This is a genomic window from Psychrobacter immobilis (genome assembly GCF_904846285.1).
Lineage (GTDB): Bacteria > Pseudomonadota > Gammaproteobacteria > Pseudomonadales > Moraxellaceae > Psychrobacter > Psychrobacter immobilis_D.
In genome coordinates, this window is sequence record NZ_CAJHAD010000007.1 from 112,568 (window position 1) to 130,499 (window position 17,932).

The 17,932-nt window shown below is 40.7% G+C and carries 13 protein-coding genes and 1 tRNA gene; 7 read left to right on the forward strand and 7 right to left on the reverse strand.

Annotation, left to right across the window (positions count from 1 at the left end):
• The first annotated feature begins 240 nt into the window (after positions 1–240).
• Positions 241–317: transfer RNA gene (locus JMX13_RS06370), tRNA-Arg, on the forward strand.
• A gap of 163 nt (positions 318–480) precedes the next feature.
• Here JMX13_RS06370 and JMX13_RS06375 read toward each other — a convergent pair.
• Complete coding sequence (locus JMX13_RS06375) at positions 481–834, reverse strand: hypothetical protein (protein ID WP_227686237.1); 354 nt, start codon at positions 832–834, stop codon at positions 481–483.
• A gap of 47 nt (positions 835–881) precedes the next feature.
• Between JMX13_RS06375 and JMX13_RS06380 the strand changes: the two genes are divergently transcribed.
• The gene (locus JMX13_RS06380; RefSeq protein WP_201611127.1) at positions 882–1,682 is read left to right on the forward strand and encodes an SIR2 family NAD-dependent protein deacylase; all 801 of its coding nucleotides are present in this window, start codon (positions 882–884) and stop codon (positions 1,680–1,682) included.
• Between the two features lie 113 nt (positions 1,683–1,795).
• On the opposite strand, the gene JMX13_RS06385 is transcribed toward JMX13_RS06380, so the two are convergent.
• From JMX13_RS06385 to JMX13_RS06400, 4 genes are all read right to left on the reverse strand, one after another.
• Positions 1,796–2,794, reverse strand: coding sequence for an adenosine deaminase (locus tag JMX13_RS06385; protein WP_201611129.1), 999 nt, complete (start codon positions 2,792–2,794; stop codon positions 1,796–1,798).
• A gap of 279 nt (positions 2,795–3,073) precedes the next feature.
• Positions 3,074–3,598, reverse strand: coding sequence for a TPM domain-containing protein (locus tag JMX13_RS06390; protein ID WP_201546327.1), 525 nt, complete (start codon positions 3,596–3,598; stop codon positions 3,074–3,076).
• Between the two features lie 77 nt (positions 3,599–3,675).
• The gene (locus JMX13_RS06395; protein ID WP_201611131.1) at positions 3,676–4,857 is read right to left on the reverse strand and encodes a TPM domain-containing protein; all 1,182 of its coding nucleotides are present in this window, start codon (positions 4,855–4,857) and stop codon (positions 3,676–3,678) included.
• Positions 4,858–5,053: 196 nt separating this feature from the next.
• Positions 5,054–5,686, reverse strand: a complete 633-nt coding sequence (locus JMX13_RS06400) for a LemA family protein (protein WP_201546325.1) — start codon at positions 5,684–5,686, stop codon at positions 5,054–5,056.
• Positions 5,687–6,625: 939 nt separating this feature from the next.
• Here JMX13_RS06400 and JMX13_RS06405 point away from each other — a divergent pair.
• Positions 6,626–8,176 (forward strand): alanine/glycine:cation symporter family protein, encoded by a 1,551-nt coding sequence (locus JMX13_RS06405; protein ID WP_201546324.1) that lies wholly within the window; start codon positions 6,626–6,628, stop codon positions 8,174–8,176.
• A 231-nt stretch (positions 8,177–8,407) separates the two neighbouring features.
• Here JMX13_RS06405 and JMX13_RS06410 read toward each other — a convergent pair whose 3' ends face one another.
• Both JMX13_RS06410 and JMX13_RS06415 read right to left on the reverse strand, forming a co-directional pair.
• Entirely contained in the window at positions 8,408–9,016 is a 609-nt protein-coding gene (locus JMX13_RS06410; protein WP_201611133.1) for a fasciclin domain-containing protein, read from the reverse strand.
• Positions 9,017–9,416: 400 nt separating this feature from the next.
• Positions 9,417–9,971, reverse strand: a complete 555-nt coding sequence (locus JMX13_RS06415) for a fasciclin domain-containing protein (RefSeq protein ID WP_201611135.1) — start codon at positions 9,969–9,971, stop codon at positions 9,417–9,419.
• 694 nt (positions 9,972–10,665) lie between these two features.
• On the opposite strand from JMX13_RS06415, the gene metH reads away from it, so the two are divergent.
• From metH to JMX13_RS06435, 4 genes are all read left to right on the forward strand, one after another.
• Positions 10,666–14,499, forward strand: coding sequence for a methionine synthase (metH, locus tag JMX13_RS06420; protein WP_201611146.1), 3,834 nt, complete (start codon positions 10,666–10,668; stop codon positions 14,497–14,499).
• 328 nt (positions 14,500–14,827) lie between these two features.
• On the forward strand, positions 14,828–16,021 hold the full coding sequence (locus JMX13_RS06425) for a hypothetical protein (RefSeq protein WP_201611148.1): 1,194 nt from the start codon (positions 14,828–14,830) through the stop codon (positions 16,019–16,021).
• Complete coding sequence (locus JMX13_RS06430) at positions 16,018–16,461, forward strand: three component ABC system middle component (protein ID WP_201611151.1); 444 nt, start codon at positions 16,018–16,020, stop codon at positions 16,459–16,461. The genes JMX13_RS06425 and JMX13_RS06430 overlap by 4 nt, the downstream gene beginning before the upstream one ends.
• Positions 16,458–17,888, forward strand: coding sequence for a hypothetical protein (locus JMX13_RS06435; protein WP_201611153.1), 1,431 nt, complete (start codon positions 16,458–16,460; stop codon positions 17,886–17,888). Before JMX13_RS06430 ends, JMX13_RS06435 begins: the two co-directional genes overlap by 4 nt.
• The last annotated feature ends 44 nt before the right edge of the window (positions 17,889–17,932 follow it).

Here is a 17,932-nt window from a genome sequence, read left to right on the forward strand (position 1 = left end):
TTATAAATATGGATTCTCCCTGACATTATAAGGGAAAAGACAGGTAGATTGCCATGCCTGTTTGCTGACTATGGTGTTTTTTCTTAAAAAACCTCAATAGCGGCCTTCATTCATTGGCTTTATGGCTTTTATTTGTTAGACTAAGCGGTCTTAATTTTACACGCCTTGTAGTTCTAACTGCGACTGATTACATTCATTTATATTCAGTGTTAATTGGTTTGGCGGTAGTCGATAAATTATGCGCTCGTAGCTCAGTTGGATAGAGTATCGGTCTCCGAAGCCGAGGGTCGTGGGTTCGATTCCCGCCGAGCGCACCAATCACCATAATCAGTACTCTTTTACCTTTTTCTAGTCCCACTCATCATCTCTGTAATACTTTAACAGCAACGCTTGGCGTTCTTAATTGCTGCGTATAACCGTGCGCTAACATCTATGGAATGTTGTACATAGAGTTGTTAAATTTGCTCAATCTATATAACCCTATTCTGCATCTTGTAAATTTGCCGTTAATTGGGCGCGGCTAGGTACACGATGGTAATTAATCACGGGTACGTCACCCAAAAGGCGCTGACCGGCGGCAATCTTTTTATCAATCGTAATCATAGCAATTTTTTTATCTTGCTTACTGATCAGCAAATGATTGGTTTTACGGTTGACACGATAGTCAGGAAAATACTGCTGCACCAGAGCTGAGGTTTTTTGCAGCGCATCATTTATCGGTGTTTTCGTGCGTTGTAACTTTAGACTGTGCTTATCAGTAACTTTAGGTGCGCGCGATTTTGCTAACAACCATAGTCCGACAACCACCGCGAGCAATATGAAAAGCCACCACATTCCATCTATCATAGAAGTCTATATCCATCGTTAATAAGGGTTAGGTCATGTTAGCAGAATTATCAGCAGCGTTAATAGCAGAAGTCGACCGTGCTGCCAAACTACTCGTCACAAAGCAGCGTATTTGTATTTTAACAGGCGCAGGCATTTCCGCAGAAAGCGGTATTCCCACTTTTCGAGACAAACAAACCGGCCTATGGGAAAACTATGGTGCTGAAGACTTGGCAACGCCTGAGGCTTTTGCACGTGACCCAAAGCTGGTTTGGGGATGGTATCAGTGGCGCAGACAAGTGGTCGCTGATAAAAAACCAAACCCTGCTCATGAAGCCTTAGCGCAGTGGCAGTACCATAGCCAATCAACTGGCCAGCACCTAACGCTTATTACCCAAAATGTCGATGATTTGCATGAACAAGCTGGCAGTACGGCAACCCATCTGCATGGGCATTTATGGCGTAATCGTTGTAGCCAATGTGAAGTCCCCTATCAAAAGCAATCTAGAGGCTCATATAGCAGCGCTGACACTATGGATTACAGCGACGCACTGATTAGCTGCCCACATTGTGATGGTTATATCAGACCGGATATCGTGTGGTTTGGCGAAGCGTTACCTGTGCAAGCATGGCAGACGGCAGAACAAGCAGCGGCTCATTGTGAAGTATTTATCAGTATTGGCACATCAAGTCTCGTCTACCCTGCTGCTGGGCTGGCGCAATTAGCAAAGGATAATGGTGCCAAAATCATCGAGATAAATCCAAATCCGATACCCAATACTATCGTTGATATTACCTTGGCGGAAAAAGCAGGCATAATCATGCCGCTACTAATCCAAAAAATCACTGCGCTATAGTGGATGTATCCTAAAAATAATAGTACCTAGCAAAAAAGTCTTAACGATTGATATCAATCGTTAAGACTTTTTTATTAAAGATATATGCAATCAGCGCCTTATTCAGTCAGTGCTTATTGCAGCGCAAGATCAACCTTCGCTAAGTACGCTTCTTTTAATTCATCATCTATAAATGAAGATCTAAAAGAATTCTTTACCAGAGTAACAATATCGCCTTCCGTTAACGGCAGATTCTCAACTAAATTGATAAAGTTTTGATTGATATAGCCTTTGAAATAAGCAGGATCGTCGGAGTTGACGCTGACATTAAGACCATAATCTAACAGCGTTTTGATATTATGCGCTTTATAGCTGGCAAACACTTTGAGCTCGATATTGGAATTTGGGCAAACCGTAAGCGGCATTTGCTCCTCTTTTAGGCGTTGCATCAATGCGGCACTTTTTATCGATTGCACGCCGTGATCGATTCGATTGATATCTAATAGATCTAACGCTTCATAAATATACGAAAAATCTGCTTCTTCGCCAGCATGGGCAACCAGCTTAAAGCCTGCTTCTTTGGCCTCTTTAAAGACCTCTTTAAACTTGGCAGGAGGGTTACCTAATTCCGAAGAATCCAGACCAACCCCGACAATGTCGTCTTTAAACGCTAACGCTTGTTCTAAAGTCTCAAATGCCTCTTCTTGCGATAAATGGCGCAAAAAACACATGATAATACAAGAAGTAATGCCATATTGTGCTTTAGCATCAGCGAGCGCTTCTTTGATACCCGTAATAACCGTTTCAAAAGGCACGCCTCTTGCGGTATGTGTTTGCGGATCAAAGAATATCTCAGTATGAATGACATTGTCTTGCAAACACTTCAGAATGTATTCCCAAGTCAAATCATAGAAATCGTCTTTGGTCATCAGGACATTGGCGCCCGCATAGTAGATATCTAAAAAGGTTTGCAGATTGGTAAAATTATAGGCGCGGCGTACATCTTCGATATCATTATAAGGGATGGCAATATTATTCTTTTTTGCCAATCTAAACATCAGCTCTGGCTCTAATGAGCCTTCAATATGCAAATGTAGCTCTGCTTTTGGCAGTTTCTTTATTAATTCAATCATAGTGTTCCAGTGAGGACATTTATTAAGCGCTTCATTTGTCGGCACGCTCTACTTTTAGAGGCAGTATTATATTTCAATTAACCATAAAACCCTATAGATAAACACCAAACTCTTTCCTTTATGCTAGTTACAAATACACTTTCATAAAGATTATTAGGGCGTGTCCTCAATTCAATCGATGGACATCTAAACGGGCTAAAAATGAGGACACGCCCTGGATAAAAACCATTCAAAATATAAATATCAGAACACTATTTTAAAATCACAACTTTAAAGCCGCTATTTTAAAAATACCACGGTATCAGACAGCTCATTACCGGCGGGATCATGTTCAAGATGATAGTACTGACGCAATAACTGACCTACCTCGTCCAGTAGCTCTAATAAACTCTCTTCCGTTTTTTGATTGGCGATACCTGAGACTGCTTTTTCACACATAGCGCTCCATACGGTTGGACTCACGTGCGTGCTGATACCACGATCAGCGACTATTTCCAGCTTATGCTCGCAGATATTGACGTAAATCAAAACGCCGGTATTTTCTTCAGTATCCCAAACGCGATATTCACTAAACAAATCAATTGCCCGATCGCGACAGTCATAATGATAGGCATCTTGGATAGGTAAGTGATTTTCTATAATTAAAAACACCTCGCCGCGATGCCCGCGCTCAGCGAGCGTTACCTGCTCTGTCAGCCGAGCTTTAGCGGCGGGCGTTAGCCATTTGCTATGCAGCATAGGGACAAACAGTACTTGACGCCACCAACGAGCAAAACTTGCCTGCGACGAATTGCTTTTTACCATTATATTATTTCCTCAAGTACGCCATTGCTGGCAGTCATCTAATGTCTGAACCTGACTTTCCCTTATCAAAACCGCCTTTACCAAGAACCGCCCGCGCCGCCGCCGCCAAAGCCGCCGCCACCTCCACCGAAGCCGCCGCCACCAAAACCACCGCCGCCGAAGCCGCCACTACCACCGCCCATACCTGGTAAGAACACCATACCACCACCGCCGCGTCCTCCACGCCCGCCACCTGAGCCGCGCGAAATTAAAAACAGCCATAAAAATATCGCCATAATTAAAGTCATAAAGAAACCGCCGCCCAAGGCCAGCGAGCCTACAAAGAAGCCGCCAGCGGTCAAAATAGAGCCAAATATACGCCCAAAGATACTGGTAATAAAGCTGCCAAATATCATCGCCATCACGAATAAAAACACTGGTGAGGGACTGTCACCGATATCACTTTGGCTTTGACTACGTTCGGCTGCTTGCGCATCGGCACGGACTAAGACTTCAGGATCAGCGGTCAGACGGGTTTGCAGAGCGCCAACGCCCGCCAATATCCCAGCGCCGTAATTATTTTGCTTAAATAGCGGCGTAATATCTTCACGAATAATGCGGTTAACCGCAGAATCGGGCAACACCCCTTCTAACCCATAACCCGTTAAAATATACATATCGCGATCATTAACGGCGACCACCATCAGCAAACCATCATCGATATCTTTATTACCTAGCTGCCATTTTTCTGCAACCTTTAGCGCATAATCAAAGATTGGCACGCCATTGGTCGTCGGTACAATGACCACCGCTGCTTGCGCCAAACCTTGCTGATAAATACTTCTCAGCTGCGCCTCTAAGCGTTGTTTTTCTTGCGGATTTAAGATATTGGCTTGGTCAATAACGGGTGAATTTAATATGAGTTTATCGGCATCGACACTTTGGGCGCTTGATTGTACCGGTGGTCGATTAGAGTTTGGCGAGGTGGTCGTATTATTATTAGAATTAGTAGCATTGGGATTAATAGCATCATTGCCAAGGATAGCTTCATTAATCGCTTCGTTACCTAAGACGGCATCGTTAATGGCTTCGTTAGACTCGGCAGCTTTTGCAATAGCCACCAAATCCTCGACACTACGACTTTGCATATCTGAGGCGCTATCGCTAGCAACCGCAATATTATCGTTAACATCGGCATTGGAAGCAGCATGCAACACAGAGCCACTAGTAATGCCTAATGTGAATAATAATGCGGATAAGAGTGCTTTTGAATGATTCATCTAATCTATACCACCTCAAATAACATCTGTACTAAATTAATTATTACAGAGCTTAATTACTGCGGAACTTAATTATTGTAAAACTAAGCCAACTACTACCAAGCTGCGGATAAAAATCATTTAACACTTACAATCAAAAACGCCTCTTTATCCGCATTAAATTTTCTTTAATGAAAAGGCTTTTACTGAAACGATTTTACTGAGCTGTCTTCGTATTGTCATCGCCAAAGTTTACACTTGGCGCAGTCGAGATTTCTTTTTCATTGGCAACGCTAAAGTTTGGCTTTGGCGACATACCAAATACTTTGGCGGTAATATTGGTTGGGAACTGGCGTACTGTGGTGTTATAGCCTTGAACTTCTTGGATATAACGGTTACGCGCGACGGCGATACGGTTTTCCGTGCCTTCAAGCTGAGCTTGCAAGTCTTGGAATAACGCATCTGACTTTAGGTCAGGATAACGCTCAGACACTGCCATAAGGCGTGATAACGCGCCAGTCATCTGATCTTGGGCGGCAGCATAACGCTCCATCGCTTCTGGGTCATTGAGCAGCTCTGGAGTGATGGTGATACCGCCAGCTTGTGAGCGCGCGGCAGCAACTTGGGTAAAGACCTCTTGTTCTTGCTTAGCATATTGCTGTACGACTTTGACTAAGTTTGGTACTAAGTCCGAGCGGCGCTGATATTGGTTGACAACTTCTGACCACGAAGCGGTGACCTGCTCATCTTGCGCCTGTAGATTGTTATAACCACAGCCGCTCAAACCAACGGTAGAAGTGGCTAATACGGCTGATAGCAACATAGGTTTTACAAAAGATTTACGCGTCATCGTTGACTCTCCTAAAATAATAAATAACAAATAAGACGTTCTTTTAATGGCTTTTTTAAGCCGACACATTTATATAAACTTATATTTTGTACGCTACAAATGTGTCGCTTACTATACATTGTGCTAATAATGGCGCTATCAGGTTACTTTTACAATTCATCGTTACCAAAACACAACCGCAAAGCGCGGCTTTTAATAAAGACGTTAGTGCATTTTTAGAGATTTATTGATTGGTAAATAATGATGAAGTCTGAAGAAACGCTCAAAAAACCGCTAAAACATTAGGTTAAATATGAGAGTCTATCGGTCTTTATCATAATTTAAAAGCGACTAAACACTGAGTTATGAACGTCCTGATAAAGAAAATTCTAGTAATTAGCTAAAAAATATGGCAAATTGCAGTTACGTAGCTGTACGGTTTGAATACATTTGGTAGTGGACTTATAACCTGTTTGATACTAGCAAGTCGTCAATGCCTCATTAAAAAGGCCTGATAGACGCATGCAGGTTGCTTTATTACCCTACTACTATGCAAGTGTAGTCAGCTGATATGACTCATAAAAAGTTAAGTACCGTCCTCTCAATGACTGAGGCGATGGCTATTTATATGAACTATAACCGCCTGTTTTATCCGCTGGTCTATTTATAACTGCTCTGCCTTATAATCAATATGTCGCTTATGACATTTATGATGATGTATAGATAAGCGGTTGCCTAGGATTAATAAGGCTAATAATATAAGCGGATAAAAACAGACAACTACAGTCCATTCTTTGTGGCTAAGCGCGTATGAAACTTAAACAAGACGAAAGATTAACGACTATGTTTAAGTGCATGCAGATTATTTGAGGGGTTTGCTTTGATAAGGATATTAAATAGCAAACTTACTTTTAGCATCATCATATATAGCCACTTTGAGACAGTACTAGGAATATACATATGGAAGGTTTAGTCAATTTAGTAAACGGAATTATCTGGAGCCCAGCACTGATTTATTTATGCTTGGGTGCAGGTTTATTTTATTCCATCATGACGCGCTTTGTACAAGTACGTTTATTTGGTGAGATGATCAGCTTATTGTTTAAAGGTAAGTCGAGTGCACAGGGTATTTCATCATTTCAGGCACTTGCCGTATCCTTAGCAGGTCGTGTGGGCATGGGGAATATCGCAGGGGTAGCTGCAGCTATCGGCTTTGGTGGTCCTGGTGCCGTATTTTGGATGTGGATTGTGGCGTTTTTAGGCGCATCTACTGCTTATGTCGAGTCAACCCTGGCGCAAATTTATAAAGAAAAAGACGTCATCACTGGCGAATATCGCGGTGGTCCGGCTTATTACTTTGAACGTGCGCTTGGTCAAAAATGGTACGGTATACTTTTCGCAATCGCTTCTATTTTATCATGTGGTATGTTCTTACCTGGCGTACAGGCGAATGGCGTTATTAGCGCTTTTGCCCAAGTCATGGGTGAAGGAACTATCATGAATGTGGCAGGACTAGAAGTCGGCTCTATGCGTTTGGTCGGTCTCGCTATCATTTTGGTCATCTTAGGTATCATCATCTTCGGTGGTATCAAACGTATTGCAACCTTCACTGAGTACGCCGTTCCATTTATGGCAATCGGTTATATTTTGTTAGCTTTAATTATCATGTTCAGTAACTTCAGTTTGATCCCAGATGTATTTGGTTTGATCATCGGTGATGCCTTTACTGCGCAAGCTGGTTTTGGTGCCGCCATTGGTTGGGGTGTAAAACGTGGTATTTACTCTAACGAAGCAGGTCAAGGTACCGGTCCTCACGCTGCTGCTGCTGCTGAAGTTGAGCATCCATCACAGCAAGGTTTGGTACAAGCATTCTCAGTTTACGTTGATACATTACTGGTTTGTTCTGCTACCGCATTTATGATTTTGTCTACTGGCATGTATAACATTCAAGGCACTTTACCAGATGGTCAGTTCATTCTACAAAATGTAGCTGCTGCTACTGAAATTAACTCACCAGCCTTTACACAAATGGCAATGCAATCGGTATACGGTACTTTTGGTAATATCTTTATCGCAATCGCTGTGTTCTTCTTTGCCTTTACCACCATCTTGGCTTACTACTATATAGCTGAAGTTAACGTTACTTATCTAACACGCTTTATCGGTCGCGGTGCTCATAAAACAGGTCTTTTCTTAGCTAAAGTCTTAATCATGGTGATGGTTGCCTACGGTGGTCTTAACTCAGCAGGCTATGTTTGGGCTATTGGTGATATCGGTGTTGGTCTTATGGCTTGGCTCAATATCGTTGGTATTTTGGTCATCTTCTTCGTGGCGCGTCCAACGCTTACCATGCTTAGAGATTACGAAGCACAACGTAAAGCTGGCGTGAAACACTATACTTTTGATCCAGCAAAATTTGGTATCAAAAACGCCACGTATTGGGAAGAGCGTCATCTAAAACAGCAACAAAGAATGGCAGCACAAGATCCACTACATAAAGAGCGTCTATAACCTACTCGACTGTAGTGTTATCTAAGCAGCATTAATAACATTGATATTATTGCATTGATAACATCGATAAAAACAAAAAGCCCGAGGCTAGAGTCTCGGGCTTTTTTATGGGCGTAAATGACTCATAAAGATAGCGATATATTTTGCGATAAGTTAGTAGTCACAAAAAAGCCTAGCTCAGTGGCTAGGCTTTTTGTATTGTTAACTGTCAATAATATTGATGATTAAGCCTTATTTAGGCAATAAGACCGTATCGATTACATGGACCACACCATTGGTTGCCATCATATCAGTTCCAGTGATGTTTGCTGTATTACCGCTTGCGTCAGTAATAACGTTAGCATCACTGATCATGATAGTTTGACCATTAACCGTTTCAATAGCGGTGTTATAAGGAATGTCAGCTGCTTTTACGACCATAGGAACAACATGGTACGGTAGTACACTTTTTAGCAAATCAGTATTAGCCAATAACTCTTCTTTGGTCACGTTCAACTTGGTCAATACCGCAGCAAATGCTTCGTCAGTAGGTGCAAAGACAGTATATGTGCCTGCGTCCATCATCATCGTATCAAGACCAGCAGCTTTCAATGCAGCAGTTAGTATTGATAAATCTGGGTTGGCGGCAGCCATTTCAGCAATACTTTGGGTCGCTGCAGCTTCAGCCATAGGTGCTGCATCAGCTTCTGCGACTGCTTCAGGAGCAACTTCTGGCTCTACGACCACATCAGTGGTTGCTGCTGGCTCAACTGGCTCAGTAACGGCTTCTTTATCGTTACAGGCTGCTAACGACATGGCAGCGGTAACAACGGCGATAGATAACAAATTCTTTTTTAACATAGGGCATTCCTTTGAGGTAACTGGTTTATGGATGGAGCTGTTTAGGTTTAAAGCTTTATGAAAGGACAGTCTTGGTAAACGAGTAACACATTAATTACTATGGTTCAACGCCTATCATCTTATCTGATTATTTTTTACTTAGTGCTTACTTAGGTAGCAACACTGTATCGATCACGTATAGCGCACCGGCGCTAGCTTAAAAAATCGTTAGCTTAAAGAATCACCAGCTTAACGACCAATCTCGGCTTATAGGCTATTAATGGTTTATGTACTATTAACTGCCTATATCTTATATGACCTTGAATACTACCTAAGTGAGTAAGGTATAAAATGCTTTATCACACTTATGCTATTTATTGTTGTGCTGTTTATTTATTCAACAGCTTTAAGTAAAAGCACCTTATTTAGGCAACAGCACTCTATCAATCACATGTACCACGCCATTACTCGCCGCGATATCTGTTTTTAGAATCTTGGTTGTACGACCATTTTCATCCAGTAATCTGCCTTGTGGCGTGATCACTAGCGTGTCATTACTAAGCATGGTGTAATTACCAGGTCTAACGTGTTTTTGATAAACAGGCGTATTACCCTTTAGCACATGATAAGTCAGGATTTTAGTCAATAATGGCTTATTGGCAAACAGCTCAGCTTTGCTCATGCCCGTTTCTTGCAATACCTGTACAAAGGCGGCGTTGGTTGGCGCAAGTACGGTATAGCTGGCACTGGTATCAGATAACGCGCCTGCCAAATCAGCGGCGACCACTGCTTCAACCAATAGAGAAAAATCAGGGTTGCTTTGGGCAATTTGTACTACGTTCATACTGGCCATAGGTTGGCTTTGCATTGGCGCTTTTGTGACCGGAGTTTTGGTTGGCATCATATTATTACAAGCGCTAAGACCTGCAATTGAAAGTGCTAAGGTGCCAAGAGTGGCGATTTTGATCAGTTTCATAACATTGTCCTTAATGATTAAATGACTACAATTTATTGATTTTTTATCACGGCCTTACGGTCAGATTGTCTTTCCTTAGAACCCCTGCTTATACCGTTATTCATTTCTAATTGTTAATCACTCACAAATAAAAATCATTAACAGTTACTAATAAGCATTGCTTATGAAACGTCAATCCTTCTGAATTTAAATTAACATATAGGAAGACACTATAAATTTACGTTTACGCTACTTTTTGTAGCGCACGTGTAAACTAAAGTGGTTTAATAAACCAGTAGCGCCAGTAGTGGCTTTTAACAATGCAAATCAAAGCTTTGGGTAATAATCAGTTGAAATGATATTCATTTGTACCAAGTCGCGTTATGCAATAGAATTTGAGGTTGTAACTGTGCTTTTAATGCAACACTAATTTAGTGCAACGATGATCGGTCATGGCAATAAATTATTAATATTTTTCAATGCTATGCTGTCCGTCATATTGCCAAAGCAGAATAAGCACAATCCCGCGGGTAATAGCTGTTTCGTGCTAGAATAATCCATATTTGCTGATGAATTTTTAAGCCAACTTTTTATGAATCGTCTTGTTTTACATGCCCTATTCTATGAGTAAGCTAACTTACCAAGCTAACCCTAAAAATCTTGAACGACTTTATCTCTTTCCTTTTATTATCTTGACTCTATAAGCAGCGCTCCTATGACTCAAAACACCACCACATCACCGACCTGTTCTCATGCTCATAGTCATACCAATGTAGCTAATGCCAATGTAACCAATGCAGCAAACACGGTTAGTGACTTTATTTTGACGCCACCTGACGTGTTTCCTTATAAAGCACAGCAGCTCACCGCGCGCGCTCGTATCACCGAGCAGATGGCGACGCAGATTATGATGTTAGATGGCGCGATGGGCACGCACATTCAGAATTATAAGCTGGAAGAAGCGGATTATCGCGGTGAGCGTTTTGCCGATATTGAGCAAGATGTACGTGGTAATAACGATTTGCTCGTATTATCACAGCCGCACATGATTAAAGAGATTCATATTGCCCATCTTGAAGCGGGTGCGGATATCATTGAGACCAATAGTTTTAACGGTACGCGGCTGTCGATGGCAGACTATGATATGCAGTACCTCGTGCCTGAGCTGAATAAAACGGCGGCTAAGATTGCTCGCGAAGCTGCTGATGAATTTACCGCCAAGACCCCAGAAAAGCCCCGCTTTGTCGCAGGCGTCATAGGACCGACATCGCGTACTTGCTCATTATCTCCTGATGTTAATGACCCCGCTTTTCGTAATATTACCTTTGATGAGCTGGTGCTTAATTATCGTGAAGCGACGCTGGCATTAATAGAAGGCGGCGTTGATATTCTGTTAATCGAAACCATCTTTGATACGCTAAATGCCAAGGCAGCAATCTTTGCGGTAACGGGCGTTTTTGACGATATTGGTTTTGAATTACCGATTATGATTTCGGGTACGATTACCGATGCGTCAGGTCGAACCTTATCAGGTCAAACAGCTGAAGCCTTTTATAACTCGATTCGCCATGCCAAACCCCTATCCGTTGGCTTTAACTGTGCATTAGGTGCTGACGCTCTTAGACCGCATATCCAGACATTATCTAATATTGCTAATACTTATGTGTCCGCGCATCCAAATGCTGGTTTGCCAAATGAGTTTGGTGAGTACGATGAAAGTGCTAGAGAAACCACCGCACTTCTAGAAGGCTTTGCTAAAGCAGGCATCTTAAATATCGTCGGCGGCTGCTGTGGTACAACGCCTGAGCACATTCGCCAAATCGCTAATATGGTGGCCAATTATCCACCACGCGTGATTCCTGATATCCCACCTGCCTGCCGGCTATCAGGACTTGAACCTTTTACTATCAATAAAGACAGTCTATTCGTCAACGTCGGTGAGCGTACCAACGTGACGGGTTCAAAGAAATTCTTACGTTTAATCAAAACCGAAGCCTATACCGAAGCACTCGATGTCGCCCGTGACCAAGTGGAAGGCGGCGCGCAAATCGTCGATATCAACATGGACGAAGGGATGCTTGACTCCAAGCAAGCGATGATTCACTTCGTTAACTTGGTCTCAGGCGAGCCAGATATCAGCCGTGTACCCTTAATGCTTGACTCGTCAAAATGGGACATTATAGAAGAAGGGCTAAAACGTACCCAAGGTAAATGTGTCGTCAACTCTATCTCGTTAAAAGAAGGTCATGCCGAGTTCGTTGAGCGTGCCAAATTATGTATGCGCTATGGTGCTGCTATTATCGTCATGGCATTTGATGAAGATGGACAAGCCGATACCTTTGAGCGTAAAACTCAGATTTGCAAACGTAGCTATGATGTCTTGGTCGATGAAGTAGGCTTCCCGTCTGAAGATATTATCTTTGATCCGAATATTTTTGCGGTTGCTACTGGTATCACTGAGCATAATAACTATGGCGCCGACTTTATCAATGCGACCAAATGGATTACGGAAAACCTACCCAATGCGATGGTATCGGGCGGTGTGTCTAACGTGTCGTTTAGTTTCCGTGGTAACCCGATTCGTGAAGCGATCAACTCTGTATTCCTTTATCATGCGATTCAAAATGGCTTAACGATGGGTATTGTTAACCCTGCCATGCTTGAACTGTATGACGATATTCCAAAAGAAGCACGCGACGCCATCGAGGATGTGATGCTCAACCGCAACCAAGGCGAGAGTGGTCAAGATGCCACCGAACGCCTGATGACCATCGCTGAAAGCTATCAAGATGGTGGGAAGAAAAAAGACAGCACCGTCGATATGTCATGGCGCGAAGGCACGGTAGAAGAGCGGATTGCCCATGCTTTAGTGAAAGGTATTACCACCTTTATCGAAGCGGATACCAAAGAAGCGTGGGAGAAATATCCGCGTCCGCTTGAAGTCATCGAAGGACCACTGATGGACGGTATGAATATCGTCGGTGATTTATTTGGTGCCGGTAAAATGTTTTTACCGCAGGTTGTGAAATCGGCGCGCGTCATGAAGCAATCCGTTGCTTGGCTAAACCCGTATATCGAAGCGGAAAAAGTCGAAGGCGAAAAGAAGGGCAAAATCCTGATGGCAACGGTCAAAGGTGACGTCCATGATATCGGCAAAAATATCGTCGGCGTGGTACTTGGCTGTAATGGCTACGACATCGTCGATTTGGGCGTGATGGTACCTTGTGAGAAAATCCTTGATACGGCAATCGCAGAGGAAGTCGATATCATCGGGCTATCAGGTCTGATTACCCCAAGCCTCGATGAGATGGTCTATGTCGCCAAGCAAATGCAAGAGCGCGGCATGACCCTACCTTTGATGATTGGTGGCGCAACGACTTCTAAAGCCCATACGGCAGTTAAAGTAGAGCCGCAATACCAGAATGATGCCGTCATTTATGTGTCGGACGCTTCACGCTCAGTCGGCGTAGTCACTAAGCTGCTGTCCAAAGAGCACCGTCAAGGTCTTATCGATGAGACACGCGAAGAGTACATCAAGGTACGTGAGCGCCTCGCTAAACGCCAGCCAAAAGCGGCCAAAATCTCTTATGCTGATTCGATAGAGCTTGGTTTTAAAGATGATTGGGACAACTATGTACCGCCAGTACCAAATAAACTTGGGCAGGTAATACTAGATGATTATCCCATTACTAACCTACTACCTTATATAGACTGGACACCGTTCTTTATCTCTTGGGGTCTAGCGGGTAAATATCCAAAAATCTTACAAGATGACGTGGTTGGCGAAGCGGCACGTGATTTATTTGATAATGCGAATGAGTTGATGCAAAAGATGATTGATGAAAAATTAATCGTCGCAAAAGGGGTATTTAAACTCATGCCAGCCCGTCGCACTGGCGCGGATACGGTCACTGTCTATAACAAAGCTCCGACTGAGGGCGGCACAGCAGAATATCAATTTGAGCATCTGCGCCAACAAAGCGATAAAGCCAGCGGTAAGCCAAACTTTAGCTTGGCGGACTTTATCTCGCCATCAGAGACACATACCGATTATTTAGGTGGTTTTACGGTCTCAATAGTTGGCACAGAGGCACTCGCTGAACAATATAAAGAGGCTGGTGATGACTACAATGCCATCATGACTCAAGCCTTGTCTGACCGTCTAGCTGAAGCATTTGCTGAGCATTTGCATGAGCTGATTCGTAAAGAATATTGGGGCTATCAGGCTGAAGAGAGCTTAACCAATGATGAGATGATTAAAGAAAAATATGTCGGTATCCGTCCAGCGCCCGGCTACCCTGCTTGCCCTGAGCATACGGAAAAAGGCAAACTGTTTGAGTGGATTGGTACAGGCGATGCTATCGGTACTATCTTAACTGAAAGTTATGCGATGTGGCCTGCGTCTTCGGTCAGCGGCTTCTATTACTCGCATCCTGAAAGCGAGTATTTCAACGTCGGTAAAATCAGCACCGATCAGTTAGAGAGCTATGCTGAGCGTAAAGGTTGGGATATGAAAACTGCTGAGAAGTGGTTGAATCCGAATTTGTAGGGATGGTTTTAGTTAGGAGTTTCTATAATAATTTTTTCTGCGGGATTGGTTGCTTAAGTAACCAATCCCGCTTTTGCTTTTGTCTGCCAAGCGAGGCGATGACTAAGTTTTGAGCTTAATATAACGACATTCATTGTCGCATAAAATTCTTGATAGCTTGTAATACTCTGCTTCATTTTTATACAATCAGGCCTTATGTAGTATCGGCTATACTCCTTACATATTAAAATTTTGAACAAGTTCACATTTGTGCTATTTCTGATAGTATGAGCTAACATTATAAACTTAGCCGAATATCTGAAAACTGCTTAAAAAATAGACTTTTAATATGTCGAAGAAACCACACACTGAATCTACAAGTGCTGACAAGACCGCTCTAGGTTTCGACTTTCAGTATTATTTTTTCATACTTAAGCTTTTGTATCTGAAACCTGGAGAATCCGTTGGTTTAGAAGTTCTTGACGATGTGCATACCACCAATTTAGATAATAATTGTCAAATATACTATCAAGTAAAACATACCATTCATGAAAACACTAAGCTTCGAACAAGAGACCCTGATTTATGGAAGACTCTATCTAATTGGTCTAAGGTAATCGTTGATAAAAATGATGGACGCGATAATGAAAATGAACAGTTAGAATTTCTAAAGAAGTCCGAATTTGTACTTTTTAGTAATAAACTAGACAACGAAAAAAATGAAGTGATAAACCTTATTAATAGTTTTAAGCAGTCCTCGATAAATTTAAATGGATTTATTAGCGAACTAGAGTCAATCAAATTAAGAACAAAATCCGAAACCATCACTGCTTATATAAACGACCTCTTGTCAATGGATCAAGCTGTACTAGAGAAATTTATTCTTAAGATAAATTTTGAATTAGGTAAGAATGATATTCTTCCTATGATATATGAAGCGCTTAAAGGAAAAATGGTTGATGAAAAAAATATTGAAGATGTGTTTAGAAACCTAGATTCAGATATAAGAAAAGATAACTTTATAACTATCAAGTTAGGTAAAAAGTTTGAAGTCAGTTTTGATGAATTTTATGCGAAATATAAGATATATTTTCAAATTTCAGCCAGTAAGCTACCAATTAGACCTCTCATCTCAGAACTACCTAGTATTTCAGAAATGAAAGAACAGATATTTATAAAGCAATTATTAGATATTAAGGACTTTGAATCTGATGACATTGATCGGTTAACTCGATTAACTACACATATGTTAAAGCTAGAAGATAATATTTTCAAATGGTTCGAGAATGGTGAGATAACTCATAATAAATATGAAGACTTTCATAGTAATACTAAAGCCGTATGGGAAAACATTTTGACAAGTAAGAAAAGAAGAGGTTTAACTCAAGATAAAAGTCTCGATATGATTGATGAGTTAAGAAAAGAGAGATTGGTCATTGATAGTCAAGAGCTTGATACTGAAATGAGTAATGGAGAATTTTATTATCTATCCAATATTCCAGAAATTGGTTGGACTCTTGATTGGGAGAAATATAAAAAATGAATTTAGGTAGCTATAATAACTTCGGTATAGTAGCAATTGCCTTACATTCTACTATTCATAAGCTAGGCGAATTATCATTAGCTAAAGCTATGCTTATAATGCCCTTCTATACACACAAGCCTTTAACAGACTACCTTGCTCGTAAGGATACACAAATCCCTAGTATTGAATACTTAATTGCTTTGAAAATAGAATGTTTTTCAAACTTCAATGATAGATATGAAGATACAAGTGTACAGAGTATTCATGCTATACAGTACCTCATAGAATCAAAAATCATAAGCTTTAAAAGTGGAGTCTTAATTTGTAATGTACCTTTCGAATATGACTCAAAAATGGGAAAAAGAGCAAAAAAGATAAGTAGAGCGTCAGAAAATATGGCTAAATTAATGCAGGAAAATAGCTCAAAGCTATATTTGAACTTAAGAGTTGATTTATGAAAAAATTTAATATTCTAAAGTTGGTATTATGGTCAAGAAATGGTAAGCAAAGAGCTCTTGAATTTCGAGCCGATAAGATTAATGTAGTTACAGGACACAGTAATACTGGTAAAACAGCGATTTTAGATATTATTGACTATTGTTTTTTTGCAAGCTCGAAAGGTATCTCTGATAGTATTATTAATGAAAATATTGCATGGTATGGATTGGTGTTTGAAATCAATAATAAAATCTATACGTTAGCAAGAAAGCATTATACAAATAAAGTTTCAAATGAGTATTATTTTTCAAGTATCGGAGAGGTTCCAGAAGATATCCCTATAACAAATAATACTGAGAAAGTGCTAAAAGCTATTATTGAGACTGAATTCACTATTGATTCTAATATTACGCTTGCATATGGTGGAAAACAGTTACAACAAGGCTCTAAAGTATCTCTTAGATATTTTTTAATGTTTAATACTATTTCGCAAGACATTATTACTGAGTCTCGTGATATTTATTTTGATAAGCAAAACAACTCTAGATACAAAGAAGCTTTACCTCGAATATTCGATATAGCTACTGGAATTGAAAGTATAGAAAATATATTGCTTAAAGAAAAGAAGGAGAAGTTAGAAAAAGAAACCACAGTAATTAAAAGAAAAATATCTAGTTATCAACAGCGCCAAGACCGCTCTACTGAAGAAGTTAGAGAGATTATATTACAAGCTAGGAAAATGGCGCTGATTTCTTCTGATGAAGATGCAGAGGCTATTAGTGAGTTAGAAGGAATAACTAAGAGTAAAAAAGCTATAGAAAATATTGATACAGCCGAGCGTGAACTACTCGAAAAAGAGAAGAACCTAATCTTACGTAGAATTCAAAATTTGAAAACTCTTGAGAATCAATACAATGCTCATAAGGAGAACTTATCTACTATTCAAGATAGTTTAAAGCCAATAAGTTATTTAAAGAGCAAAGTTGAAGTAAGAACAGCTTATTTTTCTGAAATTATAACGAGTCTTGAAAATGAGCTTCATCAACTTAAAGAGGCAAATAAACAAGTTACTCCTGTAGATAAGCAAGTTACTGACCAAATAGCTAATCTTAAAACAGAATTAGAATCTATCGAATATAAGCTAGATATTTTACCAAAAGAAATCAGAATCACGGATACTGATGCGGAAAAACTTATTTTTATAGGACGGGCAACAGAAATACTGAAGCTATATTCTGGTGAAGACAAAGTCCCAGAAAACCTTCAATTAAAAATTGATAAAATTCAAGATTCAATTGACGATATAGTTATTGAAAATACTGAAGAAATGAAGTTATTAACAATTGGTTTGATCGAAGAAGTGATACGCGGATATTTAGGGAAATATGGAGCAGTGTTGGGTAACTATTCTAACTATAGTAGATCTTTTATAAAAGTGGTACGGTAGCTTTAAAATAAGCGAAAAGTAAAAAGATTATGACTTATTCAGCA